Genomic DNA, 16,243 nt, shown 5'->3' on the forward strand with positions numbered 1-16,243 from the left:
CATCCGGGGCCGTCGAGTTGGTCCCTAGATCGGGTTGAACGACGAGATCAGCCAACCCCCATCGATTTTCGTGAGCCCGACCTTCACAGCGCTGGCGGCCTGTGCCGGTTCGGGGTTGTCGCGGCTGGTTGTCGCCTGGTTCAGATAGACCAACACCTCCGCAGTGTCGGACTGCACGGTGATCGGAGCAGCGCGAACAACCGACGCAGTGGCGCGGATGTCCTTCTCCTTGGCCGCCGGCGCGACGAACTTGTTGGCGAACCCGCTGTAGTAATCCAGGAAGTCACCGGTCAGTTTGGATTTCGCCGTAGCGAAGTCCTGATCCAAACTGTCTGGCGCATAGGACAACAGCGCCACTGAACCTTCAGAGGCCGCATCGACCACCGTCGCAGACGCTGCGACACTCCCATGGTCGGCGCGGTACACGCCGAAATAGAGCGCTGCCGCCGAGCTCGCCGAGGCCAGCAGTAGGCAGACGACGGCGATCGGTCGCCACCGCCGGGCAACGCGATGGATCCACCGCTCCTGATCCTGTGGAGCCTCCTCGAGGCTCGCGTCGACTTCGGCGGCCTGCGGCTCCTCGGGGATTGATTCGGTCTCCGAAGGGATTTCGACGTCAGGTTCGGTACCGGTACTTGGTTCTGCTGTGCTGGTATTCACGGGACGAACTCCACCTTCGACATCTTGATCTGTCCCCCGTCTCGGACCATCGTGACGCTCAGCCGCCAGTTGCGCGGCTGCTGATTGGCGCCGGCCGAGTTGCTGACCGTGGTTGCGGTGCTGACGAGGACGACTGCGGAGTCCGCGTCCATCGACTGGACAGCGGTGGCCTTTGCCGTGGCCTTCGTCGTCGCCTTCGAATCCTGCGCGGCTCTCACCAGGTCCTCGGCCGACGATTCGATGTCCTCTTTGAACTGTCCGGTCGAGTTGTCGACGATCTGCTTGACGTTCTCCTCCGCCTTGGCACTGTCGATCGACATCAGGGTGACTGCGGCTTGCGAGGCCGCCGCCGAGAATTCCGCGCGGCGCTGCTGCTCACGGTCGGTCTGCTGGTGAAACCAGATCAGGTATCCGCTGGCTGCCAGCAACGCACCGCTGACAAGGATGGCGACACCGGCGAGCACCGTCGCGAGTTTCGGTCGCCATCTGCGTTTTTCGTCCGAAGCCGGTGGCTGGTCCTCAGTATCGTCCTCGTCCGAAGGGTGGGCCTGATCTGGCAACTCCGCGTCGTCATGCAGCGGTGAATCGTCGTCGCTCAGCGGCGAGTCGGTGTCGTCGACGTCATCGAGCACGGTCGGCTCAGTTTCCTCGTCGGGGCGGCTGAGTAACCGCATAGTGCACCTCCGGTTGGTCTCGGCCGCACGCTAATGCGGCCGGAACCGGCGCCGACGGCGGTGTCCCACCCAGCGGACAAATCCGTTCTGACGAAATCACCAATTCCGCAATGAGCACAACGCGCCTTTGGGGCCGGCAGCGCGGTGGACGACGATCCCGTCGACGGCCAGCTCACAACGCAGAGTCTGGCTGGGTTGCGGAGCCAAGCCGGCCGTGGTGACGGTAACCATGGCCCATTTCATGGGGTCGGCGAGCATCGTCTCGCGAATCCAGGGCTTGCCGGGCTCAAGCGTCAGATCGTCCCTAGGACTGAACTCGTAGGGATTGTGGCTGTAGTCGGCCCACGTCGGCGGGTCGACCTCGCGGAAGTAGATGCCGACAGTCGTCGGCTGCTCCGCGGTCACCGTGTAGGTCACGTGGTGGGGCATCGGCTCCTCGTCGGCGTATGCCGGGGTCGCCACGGCCGTACCAGCACCCAGGCCGACCGCGAGAAGCGCGCTGACGGTGCCTGCGCGCCAACGCTTCAACACCGCGCGGTCCCGCGAATCACAGGTCACCACGAAGCCACCTGCTCGTTCCATCGCTCGACACACAGCTCAGGAACAGCCCGTCGGGCGCCTGTGCGACGGTGTTCTCGAAACCTGTGCATGGGGTGTTCTCCTCGCGAATACCTTTGAGCGGCGGCGACCGGAAGTAGCGCGGCTCGTAACGGCGCGGCGACCCACAGAACACCACCCGGCCCCAGGAGGTGGTGCCGAAGACGTAGTACGCGGTGTCCGAGCACGGCGCGCCGAGCACGACGCCACCGGTGATCCCGGGTACGCATGAGGGTTCACTGCAGCCGACAGGTTCTGCGCCCGCCGGCGACGGAGCGATCATCGTCGCCGCAACGAGCAGGCCTGCCGTGGCTACCACCGGTATTCGCACGTACGACACTGTGGCACGGCTGAATCCGGCCGCCAGCTCATGGCCCACTAGGTGGGACATTGTCCGTCAGAAGACGGAAGAAGTTGCACAGTGAACACTGCCGCGGCGACCACCGGTGGCCGGCGTACAGAGGAGTTTGGTCATGCGGGTGTCGACTGCGTTCATTGGGGCGGCGGTGCTCACCGCCACCGGGGTGGCCGGCTTGTGCAGCCCGGTTGCCGCGGCATCTCCGAGTTGGGGCCTCAACGGCACGTACACCGCCACGTCGAACGGCGAGTGGGCGAAAACGAATGACATCTTCCACGACGAGGCCAGCATTCGTGGTACCTGGACGATCTCCACGACGTGCAGTTATCCCAGCGAGTGCACCGGCACCGTCGACACCGACTGGGGATGGAGCGCGCCGATCTACAAGAAGAGCGGCGTCTGGTTCGTCAAGAAGACGGTCGACAACTGGCAACCGTGCGGGGACGGCACCGCTGGTCCCGGCCTGCAGGTATTCCGCTTCTTCCCCTCGAACGCGGACGCCACCGCAACCGATCCGGCGTCGACGACATTGCTGGGCGAGGACTCGACCACCGGCGTCAGCGGGTCGTGTGGCAGTAGCAGGGTCGTCTTCATCACGATGCCGTTCAAACTCGTGAAAACGGCCTGAACGGAGAGCTTCTCAGCTACTCGGTCAGGTAATGCCAAAGCCCCCGCAACGGATTCCATTGCGGGGGTTTTGACATTCACGGGCAATCAGGTGGTGAACAGGTCTTTCCACGTCGGGTCGCCGGTCGGCGGCACCAGATCGGTCTGCCGGTACACCTTGCCGTCCGGTGTGGCGTACCGCCCCGTGCGCGGATCGTAGGTGGCGATCGCAACCGACGGACCATGAGATCCATTGGGAGTGAACGCACTCGGTGCCATCATCGGCGCATCCGGGCTGGGCGGCACCGCATCTGCCGGCGGTGCGACAGGCGCCTCGACAGGCGCCTCGGCAGGCGCGGCAGGCGGCGGCATCGGGGTGCCCTCGACCGGTCCGTGGATGGCCCCGTCCCGATCGACCCGCGAATCCGGCGCTATGCCCTGTGCCAGCAGATTGGGATCGATCGGGTACGGGCCGAGCGGGTGCTGTCGCATCGCCAGTGGCTCGTAAGGCCGGTCGCTGTCGCAGATTTCGACGGTGGGGGCACGTTTTCCGGGTTTCCCCATGCACGGGTAGTTGCGCGCTCCGCGGACACCGATCGGCGAATCCTGCGGCAGTTTGCAGTACAACCCGTCGGGAGTGTCGATGTCGCTGGTGTCCTCCGGAGATCGCCAGGCCGACGGCGGTAGGAATCCGACGGTGCATGCAGGCGGATCTCCGATGTTGAGGGTGAAGTCTCCCAGCGACATTCCAACCGGGTTGTTCTTCGGCGCACCGTAGGACTGTGTAGAGGCCACGACCGGGGGCAGCAGCACCAGCAATTGCTCCAGCGAGGGGTGATAAGTCACCCCGACCTGACCCAGGCTGGTGAGGTTGGCGAGCAACAGAGGCAACGTGGGTTTGACTTGATTGAACAAGCGGGACGCTTCGTCCGCAGTTCCCGGCCCGTCCTTCAGCAGGGTGCGCACGTGCTGGTCGTCGTCGGCGACCTGCTTGGTTATTCCGGCCATGCTCCGGGCCCAGGTGCGGATCGCATCGACCGACTCGGCCTGCCCGTCCAGCAAGGGTGCACCGTCGTCGATGAGCGCCCGGGACTGATCGGAGGCGGCATTCGCCTCGTTGATCAGTCTCGACGAGGAGTCCAACAGCGCTCCCATGTCATTTCCAGTCCCGTTGAACGCCTTGAAGGTTTCGTCGAGCAGCGGGCTGATCTTGTCCTTGGGGATGCTGCCCATGAGTGAACTGACCTGATCGAGCATCGGCCCCACCGCTTGGGGAATCGACGTGCTGGATGCCGGGATGACCGACCCGTCGTGGAGGTACGGTCCCGAGTCGTTGCGGGGCTGCAGATCCACGTACTGCTCGCCCACTGCCGACACGCTGAGAACTGCGGCGTGCAGGTCCGCGGGCACCTTGGGTGACGTGTTCAGCGACAGCGTGGCCACCGCTCCGTCACGGGTGGGCCGCACCTCGGTGACCTTCCCCATCTGCACGCCGCGGTAAGTGACGTTCGAGAACTGGTACAGCCCACCAGTTCCGGGCAGTTGCAGGGTCACCGTCATCCGCCCGATTCCCAACAGGGTCGGTGCCTGCATGTACACGATGCCCATCAGAGCCATCCCGATCACCGACGCCACCGCGAAGATGACCAGCTGAATTCGCACGAAGCGGGTGAGCATCAGTTGCCACCTCCGTTCGGCGCTGCTGCAGGGTCGGAAGGCGGCGTTACGGCAGGCGGATCGGACTGCCCTTCGTCCGGAGCCGGGTCGACCAGCGGCGGCATCGTGGCCACTGCGGGTGGTGGTGGAGTCAGTGGCATGTTCAGGGGATCCTTGGTGTAGTTCGAGAACCAGGGATCGCCGGGCGCCGGCGTCAACGGCAGGCCCTCCTGGCCCCATCTGGTCCCCAGGAACAACCCTCTCTTCAGTCGCGGGACGGTGAAGTCGAAGGTGATGAACTGGTTGAGGTAGTCCCCGCGAATCGCCCGGTCGATGAAGTTCTGCGGATAGGGGAACGCCGGTGCGTAGGCCAACACCGTGCCCAGATTCGGACCGACATCGGCCAGTGCCTTCACCGTCGGTTCAAGGTTGCGCAGGTTGGTCAGCAGGTCGTCCCGCGTCGCATGGACAAGCTTGGTCGCGGTGTCGCTGAACTGACCGAACTTCTCCAAAGCCGTGGTGATGCGCGGGCGTTCCTTCACCAGGACGTCCAAGGCGGGAGGGATCCGTTGCAGCGCCGTGGTGATCACCTCTTGCTGTCCGGACAGCGTGCCCGCCAACCGGTTCAGTGCCGTGATCGAAGCGTTGATGTCGTCGCGCTGGTTGGCGAACATCCCGACAATGTCGTCGAGCCGGGTGAGTAGATCGCGAATCTGGTCTTCGCGGCCGCCCAGCGCAGCGTTGAATTCGGTGACCAGGTCGCCGATCTTGCCCAGACCACCGCCGTTGACGAGAACCGACAGCGACGACAGGGTCTGTTCGGTCGACGGATAGGTCGAAGTCTGGTCGAGCTCGAGCGTGGCGCCCGGCGACAGCCGTCCTGACGGCGACTGTCCCAGCGGGGGGTCGAGTGCGATGTGCATGGAGCCCAGCAGACTGGTCTGACCGACGGTGGCGACTGCGTTGGCCGGAACGACGACGTCGGGCTTGACCGAGACCTCCACGTCCGCGTGCCAGCCCTTCACCGCCATGCGAGAGACGCTGCCCACGATGACATCGCCGATCATGACAGGCGAATTAGCCTCCAGCGTACCAATATTGGCGAGCTCAACATGATAGGTCGTGGCGTCAGCCCCGCGTCCCACCGTGCCGGGCAGCGGCAGCGAATTCAGTCCGTGGAACGCACAGCCCGTCAGGGTCGCCGCCGCGCAGGCAGCTGTCACGGTCAGGCGCGTCAATGACCTCCGAGCGCTCATGGGGTGCCTCCTGGGGCAGGGGGTGCGGGGGGCGGAGCCATCTCGGCGGGTAGGAGCATGTCCCCCAACGACTTCGGAGCTTGTACCGGTGTGTCCGAGACGATCGGCGATCCGGGGTACGCCGCGGGTGAGGGGTTCGCGGGGAATCCGTTGGGTGCGTATGAGCCCGGCGGGCCCGGGGGCGCACCCCATCCCGCCGGCGGCGCCACGTCATTGGCACCGGTGAAGGCCGACACCGCCGGCGGTTGGTCCGCGTACGGCTGCGGACGCCCGCCGGCCCCACCAGGTGCGAGGTTGGGGTCGGTGTACACCAGGTTCTCCGCGCTCGGCGCCTTACGTAGGTAGGCGTTGAACGGCATCGGTAGGTAGTTGAAGTTGATCAACGACAGGGCCGGCCCGAGGTACTGGGCGCACAGCTTGGAGGATTCGGATGCCGTGGCGTTCTTCACCGCCGAGATCGCCGAGCAGACCACCGAAACCGGATCGGCGAAGTTCGACAGCGCGAAAGCACCGACGGCGGTCCCACTGTCGGGGTTGTAGATGTTGTAGCCGTTGGCGATCGCGTTGGGTGCCACGTGCAGGACGTTCTCCAGCTTGGCCTTGTTGTCCACCAGATTCTGGGTGACGTTGTTCAGCCGCTCCAGTTGCTCAGCGGTCTGATCGCGAGTGCCGGCGATGAACCGCCGGACGTTACCGACGGCGTCGGCCAGATTGGTCAGCGCACCGTCCAGATCGGAGCGGCTCCCGTCGACGACGCTGGTGACATTGGCGAGATGTCCCTGGAATTCCACGATCTGGGCATTGCTGTCCCGCAGCGCCGTCACGAAGACCTGCAGGTTCTTGATGGTGCCGACGAGATCGCCGCTCCCCTCGCCGAGGATCTTTGCGACACCGGACAACTGGCTGATCGCCTCGTGCAGTTTCTCGCCGTTGCCGTTCATGGCGGCGGCGGCGCTGTCGACGAAGCGGCTGAGAGACGTTGCCGATGCCCCGTTGATCGGCCCCAGGTCGCTCGCCAACCGCATCAGTTGGTCCTTGACCTGGTCCCACTCGACGGGCACGGCGGTGCGCTCGACACCGATCTGCGCGCCGTCGGCCATGGTCGGTCCGGAGTCCTCATAGGCCGGGGCCAGCTGGACATAGCGAGCGGCAACCAGGTTCTGCGCCATCAGGATCGCCTTGGCGTCGGCCGGAATTTTCACGCCGTGATCGACGGCGAGGGTGATCCGAGCCTGCCCGCCGACCGGTTCGATGCTCTCGATGGAGCCGACCTTGACGCCTGCCACACGGACCTCGTCACCCGGGTAGATCGCGGTGGCCGAGGTGAAGTACGCGGTGATGGTGGTCGGTTTGAAGGCGGTCTGTCGCACGATCACCACCGTGCCGGCCAGTGCCAGCGCGGCGAGCAGCACCAACATGGTGCGGCTGATCCGCTTGCGGTTGCGGGCGATCATCGACTGCCTCCAGGAATGCCGTTGTGGGGCCATGGGAATTCGGCGCGCGGGCCGGCATTGTCCGGCGGTTGTCCGGCATTCGTACCGCGCCGGAATCCGAAGGCGTAGTCGAGGAAGGGCTGAAGGGTCTGCGCCGGTAGGAGATTCCCGACGAAGGCGTTGTAGTACCAGCCGTTGTTCACTGATTCACCCTGGGTCACCTGGTATTTGGCGAGACCGGACAGCGCGCCCGCGATATTGTCGCGGTTCTTCTCCAGCATCGCCGTCACCGAGTTGAGCTGCTTGAGGGTGGGTGCGAGCTCTTCTTCGTTATCGTGGACGAGTCCGGAGAGCTGCTGGGACAGCGCGGAGGTGTTGGCCAGCAGGTTGACGATCGCGTACCGGCGTTGGTCGAGCACCCCGGTCAACGCGTTCGCGTCCAGCAGCAGCGTGTTGACCTGCTCGCTGCGCTTCGAGAGGATGCCGGTCACGTCGGCAGCGCTCTTGAGCAGGTTGGACAGCGACTCGTTGCGACTGTTCAGGGTTTCCGACAGCCGGGACAGACCCTCGAACGTCGGTCCCAGTTGCGGCGCCATGCGATCGATGGTGTCCGACAACGTATCGAGGGATTGCGTGAGCGCAGCAGTGTCGGTGCCGGCCGTGTTGTTCGTGAAGTCGCCGACGGCGTTGGTCAACGAGTACGGCGACGCCGTCCTGGTGATGGGGATGGTGTCCGAGGCGCGCATGGTGCCCGCGCCGGCCGGTTCGAGGGTGAGCATCCTGGCACCGAGCATGGTTCCGGTGCGGATGTGCGCGGTGGTGGCGGAGCCCAGGCGCACCTTGCTGTCGAGAGTGAAGGTCACCAGCGCCTTGCCGTGACTCAAGCTGACGTCGGTGACAAGGCCCTTGGTGACCCCGGAGATCTTGACGTCGTTACCGGTGGTGATCCCACCGGCCTCGGCGAACAGCGCGTGATACTTCACCGACGTGGCCCAGGACCACAGCGCCTGAGGCTGGAGCCCAACGGCGATGATCATCGCGATCAGCACGATCCCGATGAGTCCGCTCCGAATGAGGTGCGATCCACGGTATTTCAGCATCAGGGCTCCCCACAGCGTCCGGTGTTCTGCATGATCCACGGGAAGTACGCGGTGCGTCCCTGCAGGTCGGTGACCCGGACATTCATGCCGCACAGGTACTGATTGATGAAGCTGCCGTAGGCCCCCAACCGGACCAGCTTGCGGTAGTTCTTGGGAGCGTTCTGCAACGAAAGGTCCATCCGCGCCATGTCGTCCTCATTCGAGAGCAGCGGCGCCAGCCGGGTGAGTTGATCGACGGTGCCTGACAGGGGCGGCCGAGCCTGGGTCATGAGGTCGGTCAAAGATGCGGTTCCGTTGTCGAGTGCGGTGATCGCCTCGCCGATGGGATCGCGTTCCTGGGACAGACCGGTGATGAGTTGTTGCAGTTGCTCGACGGCTCCCGAGAACTTGTCACCGTCCTTGGCAACTGTTGCCACGGTGGTTTTCAGGTTGTCGATCAGCTGCTGCACGGTCTGCCCGTTGTCGGCGAGCGCCTGGGTGAACGAGGTCGTGTGCGCCATCAGCGATTCCACCGTGCCGCCCTGGCCTTGCAGGATCTGGATCAGCGAGTTGGTCAGCGCGTTGACATTCTGGGCGTTGAGTCCCTGGATCACGGGCTTGAGCCCGCCGAGCAGCAGATCGAGATCCAGTGCCGGCTCGGTGCGCTCGAGCGGGATCTGCGAACCCGCCGGCTGGATCTTGGTCGATCCCGGACTGTCGAGCAGCTCGAGATAGCGGTTGCCGACCAGATCCAGATAGCGCACCGCGATCTTGGTCGCGGTTGTCATGACGACTTCGCGGTCGGAGTCGAAGCGGACCAGCACAGTGTTGTCAGGTTGCAGCGCAACGTCGTTGACCGTGCCGACACGAATACCGGCCACCCGCACGGAATCGCCGACCTTCAGACTGGACGCGTCGCTGAACACAGCCGAGTATCCATTCGTGGATCCGGTGCGGTACTGGCCCATGATCGCGAACAACGCTGCGGTCAGGAGCAACATCGTCACGCCGAACGCGCCGAACTTGATCGCGGTGCCGATGCTGCGCGTCATCCCGGTTGTCCTATCTGAGGTGTGTTGCGGGGCGGACCGTCGAGCGGGCCGTACAGCGCCTGCTTGAGACCCTCGGAGTTCAACAGGATTCCCTGGTTTCCGTACTGCGCCGGGTTGGCATCGATGTCGGTGACCACGAACGGCGGCCGTTGTTCGAAGCCGACCTCGGGCAGGCCCTGGCACTGCGGGCCGCCGGTGGCGGCGACCTTCGGCAGGTTGCCCGGGTAGCGGTAGCGTTCGGTGCCCAGCAGGAACGAGTCCAGCAGCATCACGCCAGGTAGCGGCTGTGGCGGTCCCATCGCCAGCGGCACCATTCCCTTGAGCACACAGTTGAGTGCCGGGTTGTACTGGTTCAGCAGATTCGTGGTCGGCACGAGCAGCCGCATCGCGTCGCTCACGCCGGCGCTGTTGGTCGAGACCACCTCATTGCCGACGTCGGCCAGTCCGATCGCGCTGACCAACAACGCATCCAGATCATTGCGGTGATCGACAACGGTATCGCCCAGTCGCACCGCGCTGCGCATGGACTCGACAAGGTCCGGTCCGGCGTCGGCGTAGGCATTGAACACCTGGGGTGCTACGGCTATTTCATGACTCAGCGTGCCGAGGCTGGGAGCGAACTTGGCCAGCATGGCGTCGAGATCGACCAGCGTCTGGCCGAGCTTGTCGCCGCGACCGTCGATGGCCTGGGCCATCGCGCCGAGTGTCTCGTTGAGCTTTTCCGGTTGGATCTGTGCCAGCACCGTCACCAACTGCTCGAACACCGTGTTGATCTCGACAGTGGTGTGCGTGGCGTCGAGCACCTGTCCGGCGTACATCGAATTCTTCGAGGGCTCCGGCGGCGGCACGAGCTGGACGAACTTGGCACCGAACACGGTGCTGGAAGCGATCTCCACACCGGTGTTGGACGGAATCAGTTGCAGATCATCGGGATTCATCGCCAGCCGAAGTGCTGCCTGCCCGTCCGGCAGCGTGTCGATGGCCACGACCTTGCCGACCTGCGCTCCGTGCAGTTTGACCTTGGCATCGGGGTTCATCACCAGACCGGCCCTCGGCGAGATGACGGTCACCGAGGCGGTGGGCGCGACCCCGCCGCGGAACAGCACGATCGCGCCGGTGACGAGCGCGGCGATCACCGCGACCGTGGTCAGCCCGACCAGAAGACGTATAGCGTCACGCGACATCGGATGCCTTCTTTTAGCCGGAGAGGTTGAAGTTGCCGTTGGAGCCGTAGACGGCCAACGAGATCAACAAGGTGATCGAGACGACGACGATCAGCGACGTCCGGACCGCGTTGCCGACGGCGACGCCAACACCGGCCGGACCACCGGTCGCGAAGAAGCCGAAGTAGGTGTGCACCAGCAGAATTGCCAACGCCATCAGCAGCGCCTGCAGAAATGACCAGAGCAGGTCGATCGGGTTGAGGAACGTGCCGAAGTAGTGCCCGTACAGGCCACCGGACTGCCCGAGTAGCACGACGGTGGTGAACTGACTGGCCACGAAGGACAGGATCACCGCGATCGAGTACAACGGGGTGATCGCGATCATTCCGGCCACGATGCGGCTGGACACCAGGTACTCGACGGGCCGGATCGCCATCGCCTCGAGTGCGTCGATTTCCTCGTTGATCCGCATGGCGCCGAGTTGCGCGGTGACGCCGGCGCCGAAGGTGGCGGCGAGACCGATTCCGGCGACGATGGGCGCCGAGATCCGAACGTTGATGAAGGCGGCCAGGAACCCGGTGAGCGCTTCGATGCCGATGTTGCCCAGCGAGGAATAGCCCTGGATCGCCAGGACCCCGCCGGTGGCCAGGGTCAGGAACCCGACGATGACGACGGTTCCGCCGATCATGGCCAATGTCCCTGCACCCATGCTGATTTCGGCGATCAGCCGGACGACTTCCTTGCGGTAGTGCACCGCCGCATGGGGCATGCCCGCCAGCGCCCGCCCATAGAACAGGACATGGTCACCGATGCCGCTCAGCGCGGCACCCGGCCGACGTACGGCCCGGGACAGGCGCGGGTACGCCGACTGAAGTACTGCCGTGGCCGTCATCGCGTGGTCATCTGGATGCCGATGGCGGTGACCACCACGTTGACGACGAACAACGCCATGAAGGCGTAGACCACCGTCTCGTTGACGGCGTTGCCCACCGCTTTGGCACCGCCACCCGAGACGGTCAGACCGCGGTAGCACGCGACCAGTCCGGCGATCAGGCCGAACAGGGCCGCCTTGACGCAGGAGATGATGACCTCCGGAATGCCGGTGAGCAGGGTGATACCTGCGGCGAACGCGCCGGGGTTGACGTCTTGGACGAACACCGAGAACAGGTATCCGCCAAGGATTCCGATGATCACCACGACGCTGTTGAGCAAGAGCGCCACCAGACCCGAGGCCAGCATCCGCGGGGTGACCAGACGCTGGATCGGGTTGATGCCCAGCACCTCCATGGCGTCGATCTCCTCACGGACGGTCCGCGACCCCAGATCCGCGCACATCGCCGTCGCTCCGGCACCGGCCACGATCAACACCGTCACCATCGGCCCCACCTGGGTCACGGCGCCGAACGCCGCGCCCGCACCGGAAAGGTCCGCCGCCCCCAGTTCCCGCAACAGGATGTTCAGGGTGAACGACACCAGAACCGTGAACGGGATCGCAACCAATAGCGTCGGCGCCATGGAAACCCGTGCCACGAACCAGGATTGGTCAAGGAATTCGCGCCATTGGAATGGTCTGCGCACCGTGAATCTGGCGGCATCCACCGACATGGCGAACAACCCACCCACCCCCTCGAGTGGGCCGGCGAGTTGTCGCTGCAGCATCGGGTTCTCCTTTTCTGCGTGGGGGGGGTCACCCGGTGACCGGTATGACCTGGAACACGTCTCGACCGGGGAACCATCGCAGTTCACAACCGAGCGCACCATCGCGTGTCCCACCCACCGGGAATACCGCCCCGCCGCTGCTAGTCACCAGTCAGCGGAACATCCCATTGCCGACCTTTTGGACAGCGTGTGAGGCTGGATGCAACGAGCCCGGCAAAAGGAAAGAAGACACGTGTCAAGTTCTGCTGCGACCACCACCGGTGTCGGTACGACGGATGCGCTGCGTGAGATCGACACCAGTGCAGGAACTTTGCGGTACTACGACGTCGGCCAGGGTCCGACCGTTCTGTTCCTGCACGGATCGGGTCCCGGCGTAACCGGATGGCGCAACTTCCGCGGGGTACTACCGACGTTCGCGGAACGCTTCCGCTGCCTGGTCCTGGAGTTCCCCGGATTCGGAGTTTCCGATGACTGGGGCGGGCACCCGATGGTCACCGCTCAGGGCGCCGTCACTCCGTTCCTGGATGCGCTCGGCGTCGAACGGGTGGACATCGTCGGCAACTCCATGGGCGGCGGAGTCGGCATAAACACGGCGATCAACGCGCCCGAACGGGTCGGCCGCCTCGTGACGATCGGGGGGATCGGTACCACGATCTTCTCCCCCGGGCCGAGCGAGGGAATCCGTCTGCTCCAGGAATTCACCGAGGACCCGACTCGGCAGCGCTTGATCGACTGGCTTCATTCCATGGTCTACGACCGGTCGTTGGTCACCGATGAGCTCATCGAGGAGCGTTGGACGCTGGCGACCGACCCGGAGACGTTGGCCGCCGCACGCCGCATGTACGGGAAGGCGGCGTTTGCAGCGATGATGGCGTCGATGGCCGCTTCAGACCTGCCCATGCCCTGGGCACGGATGCACAAGGTATCGGCACCGACACTGTTGACGTGGGGACGCGATGATCGCGTGAGTCCGCTTGACATGGCGCTGATTCCGATGCGGACCATACCCAACGCCGAGCTTCACGTGTTCCCCAACTGTGGGCACTGGGCCATGATCGAGGCGAAGTCCGCTTTCGAGTCTGTGGTCACGAACTTCCTGGCACGGGTCTAACGACTTACGTCCGACCGTTGCAGTCCGGCCAGCACCATGGCGATGCCGGACCGGTGCGCCGCTATCAACTCGTCGAGTTCGTGCGGTTCCTTGGCGTCGGTCCACCAGATGTAGGCGTTACTGCTGACATGGACCACAAGCCTGCTCGGCAATGAGCGCGTGAACACGTCGTCGCTCAAGTCGAAGTGCCCCGCCAGGAACTCGGTGATGGCGTCGGCGAGGTTCTCGCTCCATTCCATCCATCGCAGTCGGTACTGCGGAGTCTCGGCAACGAGGGACATCAGTTTCCGCGCCTTGTCCACCGACTCCCGATGCTGGACCCCAGCCGACTGGCGATGCCGAACCTCGACCGTGAACATGTCGACAAGAACATCTACGGGGTCTGAATCGGCTGCAGCACAGGACAACAGATCCCGCATGTTTGTCTCGCTTCGCCCGAACAACGGCCCCAGTACGTCTTCCTTTACCGGGAAGTGGCGGTAGAACGTACGCGTCGCGATGCCGACTTCGGCGCAGATGCGCTCCACGGTTGCCGTGGTGTCGCCGTCGGCGATGAAGATGTCGCATGCGGTCCTGGCGATGTTGAGCCGCAATTCCTCAGCGCGACGCTCGGTGAGCGTCGGCCCCTTACCTTTGGGCATTCGCTGATTGTCGTCGCACCGGCACGCGGTCTCCTTTACTTCGCAGGCACGCTGTGCCTAGACTCACACCTGTCACGTTGTGACATGTGTGCAGAGTATGACAGGTATGGAGGGATTTGTGCCAACGTCGGATGACGACGCTGCTCCCATAGCGCTGCTCAATCGGGCGGCTGCGCTTCTGGAGGTCTTCGGCGCGCGCCAAACACTCACACTGGCGGAAATCACCCGGTATTCGAACGTTCCCCGCTCGTCGACTCATCGCATCCTGCAGGGACTGGTCCAGCTCGGCTGGATCGAACGCCATGGCGCCGAATACACACTGGGGCTGAAGATGTTCGAATTCGGCCGCCAGGCAGTACGGCAGCGTCGAGTTCCCGAAGCGGCACTGCCGGTGATGGCGGACCTACACCGTCGTACCGGCCTGACGGCGCATCTCAGCGTCCTGTCGGGTTCACACGTGCTGCACATCGAACGCTTCGGCATGTGGCCCAGCTCCGGCAGTTGTTGGCAGGTCGGTTTCAAGCAGCCCGTGGAACAGAGTGCCGCCGGAAGAGCGCTCCTGGCGCAGATGGACGAGTCAGCCTGGCCAGAGTTGCGGTACGCGGTGACGTCGCCGTACCGAATTCGCAACCGGGCGGAGTTGGATCGAAGCCTGGCCGCCGTACGCGCTCGCGGCGGGGTTGCCGTCGATGCCGAGGGTTGTGAGCGGGGAGTCACCGTCGTGGCCGCTCCGATCAGCGTGAGCGAGGGAGGCAATCAATTCGCGCTGTCGCTGTGCGGGCCCGCCAGGTCGACGCGGATCGAACCCGTCGCCGCGGCTGTACACAGCGCGTCATGGGCTATCTGCCATAGCCTTTCAGATGTGCCGCGCAACGGCGCGAGCCAGTCACGAGCAGCGCATCGCGTGGTGACGCCGGCCATGATCCATCGAACCGGCGAGCCCACAGTGGCAGCCGTCGGGGGTAGGTGACAAGAACCTAGCGGCGCGCGTACCCATGTTCACCAGTCCTGCCAGGGAATGATCGTGTTCAGCGGCGTATCGATGACGCACTCTCCCACGGCCGGTTCAGGTGCCTTGTCTGCCAGCAGTTCCCTGATCCGGCCGGTGACGCGAACCGGATCGTCATCGAGGTAGAGCAGACGGATGCGCAGGCCGCCGGGCGGATCTGCCGCCTCCGAGGAACGGAGGCCGAGCCCGTTGTTCTGGTGGCGATCCAATGCGAAAGTCCACGCCCCCGCCACACCGTCCAGTTCCAGCAGAGCCGGGATCGCCACCCGGTCCTCCCATCGGTGATGCTCGTGAGCTTCGGCGCCGTAGGGTTCGGCAAACCGCGTCATCGTCAGGTGCAGCCCGCGGTTGGGCCGGTACGGGATCACTCCGGGCGACACCAACGCCGAGGCAGCGGCGTAGCCCTTGACCGGCCGGAAGAATGCGAGCACAGTGCGGCGCACGCCGGGGATCATCGGTCCGCGACCCCACTGAAACGAGTCCGCACCGAGCTGCTCCCACTCCCGCACCGACTGCTCCACGGGAGAACGGAACCAGTACATCGCGACATAGTCGGTATCGGCCTGTGCGGGTTCGGCGATGGAAACACCGCGGCATGCCGCCGGCCGGCTCCACCGGTCTCCCCAGGCGATTCCGGGGAGTGCGAGATTTTCCGGCCGGTGGTCCAACTGATGCCATTCGTTGTAGCGCCGGTGTTCCTCGGCTCCCCCGCCACCGAGTGCAACAAACGAGAAGAACACCAGCGGGCAATCAGTAGCGGACATCGCTGCCTCTCAGATCTGCTCGGGGACAGGCGCTCCTGCCAATCCAAGGTTCAGTAGAGTGTGCGCGTACGGGTTCCCGTTGAGCAATCTGCTCGTGCGCGTCGTGATCTGCCATTGCCCTTCGAGACGTTCCAGCGCGAAGTGGTTGGCGGTCGCCCGCCACACTCGATAGCCACTCTCGCCCTCGCGTAACAGGACCAGCGATTCGCACACCGCGACAGCGCGGTCGCCGTCAACTGTGACCACCGCCGGCCCGAGGAAATGGCAACACCCCATGGCGACCAGATCCTGGTGACCGTTCGACCTGACCATCTGATGCACGCCGCCCCGGCCGGTCATCAGCCAGTCCTCGACGTCATAGGTTCCGTCGACCGCCCACAGTGCGGCCGCATTGTCAGCGTTGCCGGCGTCCACCGAAGGGCCGTATGAGGCCAGCAGTTTCGTGATCGCAAGCTCATCTTCGAGACGCTGTAGCCGGATGAGTATCTGCTGTTGGATGGTCATGAACACTGCTCCTCGATGTCA

18 protein-coding genes are annotated in these 16,243 nt (G+C 64.6%); 3 read left to right on the plus strand and 15 right to left on the minus strand.

Annotation, left to right across the window (positions count from 1 at the left end; all coding sequences use genetic code 11):
• Positions 1 to 24: 24 nt before the first annotated feature.
• The 4 genes from AC4ELH_RS19420 to AC4ELH_RS19435 all read right to left on the minus strand — a co-directional run bounded on the left by AC4ELH_RS19420 (position 25) and on the right by AC4ELH_RS19435 (position 2,214).
• On the minus strand, positions 25 to 660 hold the full coding sequence (locus tag AC4ELH_RS19420) for a twin-arginine translocation pathway signal (RefSeq protein WP_498886045.1): 636 nt from the start codon (positions 658 to 660) through the stop codon (positions 25 to 27).
• On the minus strand, positions 657 to 1,334 hold the full coding sequence (locus AC4ELH_RS19425) for an Rv1363c family protein (RefSeq protein WP_448443972.1): 678 nt from the start codon (positions 1,332 to 1,334) through the stop codon (positions 657 to 659). The genes AC4ELH_RS19420 and AC4ELH_RS19425 overlap by 4 nt, the downstream gene beginning before the upstream one ends.
• A 96-nt stretch (positions 1,335 to 1,430) precedes the next feature.
• A complete protein-coding gene (locus AC4ELH_RS19430) occupies positions 1,431 to 1,916 on the minus strand; it encodes an Rv2576c family protein (RefSeq protein ID WP_498886048.1) in 486 nt (161 codons plus the stop codon).
• On the minus strand, positions 1,882 to 2,214 hold the full coding sequence (locus AC4ELH_RS19435; RefSeq protein ID WP_174554334.1) for a hypothetical protein: 333 nt from the start codon (positions 2,212 to 2,214) through the stop codon (positions 1,882 to 1,884). Before AC4ELH_RS19435 ends, AC4ELH_RS19430 begins: the two co-directional genes overlap by 35 nt.
• Before the next feature lie 190 nt (positions 2,215 to 2,404).
• On the opposite strand from AC4ELH_RS19435, the gene AC4ELH_RS19440 reads away from it, so the two are divergent.
• Complete coding sequence (locus AC4ELH_RS19440) at positions 2,405 to 2,917, plus strand: Rv2253/PknI dimerization domain-containing protein (protein ID WP_448443976.1); 513 nt, start codon at positions 2,405 to 2,407, stop codon at positions 2,915 to 2,917.
• An 86-nt stretch (positions 2,918 to 3,003) separates the two neighbouring features.
• Here the strand turns inward: AC4ELH_RS19440 and AC4ELH_RS19445 are convergent, their stop codons facing one another.
• From AC4ELH_RS19445 to AC4ELH_RS19480, 8 genes are read right to left on the minus strand one after another with little or no spacing between them, the layout of a single operon-like run.
• Complete coding sequence (locus AC4ELH_RS19445; RefSeq protein ID WP_498886050.1) at positions 3,004 to 4,572, minus strand: MCE family protein; 1,569 nt, start codon at positions 4,570 to 4,572, stop codon at positions 3,004 to 3,006.
• Positions 4,572 to 5,807 (minus strand): MCE family protein, encoded by a 1,236-nt coding sequence (locus AC4ELH_RS19450; RefSeq protein ID WP_448443980.1) that lies wholly within the window; start codon positions 5,805 to 5,807, stop codon positions 4,572 to 4,574. The genes AC4ELH_RS19445 and AC4ELH_RS19450 overlap by 1 nt, the downstream gene beginning before the upstream one ends.
• The gene (locus AC4ELH_RS19455; RefSeq protein WP_448443982.1) at positions 5,804 to 7,261 is read right to left on the minus strand and encodes an MCE family protein; all 1,458 of its coding nucleotides are present in this window, start codon (positions 7,259 to 7,261) and stop codon (positions 5,804 to 5,806) included. The genes AC4ELH_RS19450 and AC4ELH_RS19455 overlap by 4 nt, the downstream gene beginning before the upstream one ends.
• Positions 7,258 to 8,340 (minus strand): MCE family protein, encoded by a 1,083-nt coding sequence (locus AC4ELH_RS19460; RefSeq protein WP_064878335.1) that lies wholly within the window; start codon positions 8,338 to 8,340, stop codon positions 7,258 to 7,260. Before AC4ELH_RS19460 ends, AC4ELH_RS19455 begins: the two co-directional genes overlap by 4 nt.
• Positions 8,340 to 9,371 (minus strand): MCE family protein, encoded by a 1,032-nt coding sequence (locus AC4ELH_RS19465; protein WP_448443984.1) that lies wholly within the window; start codon positions 9,369 to 9,371, stop codon positions 8,340 to 8,342. The genes AC4ELH_RS19460 and AC4ELH_RS19465 overlap by 1 nt, the downstream gene beginning before the upstream one ends.
• Positions 9,368 to 10,555: an MCE family protein gene (locus tag AC4ELH_RS19470; protein WP_498886053.1), complete on the minus strand. Its 1,188-nt coding sequence runs from the start codon at positions 10,553 to 10,555 to the stop codon at positions 9,368 to 9,370. Before AC4ELH_RS19470 ends, AC4ELH_RS19465 begins: the two co-directional genes overlap by 4 nt.
• Before the next feature lie 13 nt (positions 10,556 to 10,568).
• Entirely contained in the window at positions 10,569 to 11,426 is an 858-nt protein-coding gene (locus AC4ELH_RS19475; protein WP_498886054.1) for an MlaE family ABC transporter permease, read from the minus strand.
• A complete protein-coding gene (locus tag AC4ELH_RS19480) occupies positions 11,423 to 12,193 on the minus strand; it encodes an MlaE family ABC transporter permease (protein WP_055110583.1) in 771 nt (256 codons plus the stop codon). The genes AC4ELH_RS19475 and AC4ELH_RS19480 overlap by 4 nt, the downstream gene beginning before the upstream one ends.
• Before the next feature lie 232 nt (positions 12,194 to 12,425).
• On the opposite strand from AC4ELH_RS19480, the gene AC4ELH_RS19485 reads away from it, so the two are divergent.
• The gene (locus AC4ELH_RS19485; RefSeq protein WP_498886056.1) at positions 12,426 to 13,304 is read left to right on the plus strand and encodes an alpha/beta fold hydrolase; all 879 of its coding nucleotides are present in this window, start codon (positions 12,426 to 12,428) and stop codon (positions 13,302 to 13,304) included.
• Here the strand turns inward: AC4ELH_RS19485 and AC4ELH_RS19490 are convergent.
• Positions 13,301 to 13,945 carry a TetR/AcrR family transcriptional regulator gene (locus AC4ELH_RS19490; RefSeq protein ID WP_064878299.1) on the minus strand — a complete coding sequence of 215 codons (645 nt, stop codon included), beginning with the start codon at positions 13,943 to 13,945 and terminating at the stop codon, positions 13,301 to 13,303. The genes AC4ELH_RS19485 and AC4ELH_RS19490 overlap by 4 nt on opposite strands.
• 118 nt (positions 13,946 to 14,063) lie before the next feature.
• On the opposite strand from AC4ELH_RS19490, the gene AC4ELH_RS19495 reads away from it, so the two are divergent.
• Entirely contained in the window at positions 14,064 to 14,915 is an 852-nt protein-coding gene (locus AC4ELH_RS19495; RefSeq protein ID WP_498886059.1) for an IclR family transcriptional regulator, read from the plus strand.
• 29 nt (positions 14,916 to 14,944) lie between these two features.
• On the opposite strand, the gene AC4ELH_RS19500 is transcribed toward AC4ELH_RS19495, so the two are convergent.
• Complete coding sequence (locus tag AC4ELH_RS19500; protein ID WP_498886060.1) at positions 14,945 to 15,718, minus strand: hypothetical protein; 774 nt, start codon at positions 15,716 to 15,718, stop codon at positions 14,945 to 14,947.
• 9 nt (positions 15,719 to 15,727) lie between these two features.
• Positions 15,728 to 16,222: a nuclear transport factor 2 family protein gene (locus tag AC4ELH_RS19505; protein WP_448443997.1), complete on the minus strand. Its 495-nt coding sequence runs from the start codon at positions 16,220 to 16,222 to the stop codon at positions 15,728 to 15,730.
• Positions 16,223 to 16,243 lie beyond the last annotated feature (21 nt).

It is taken from the genome of Mycobacterium shunyiense, from assembly GCF_058270075.1.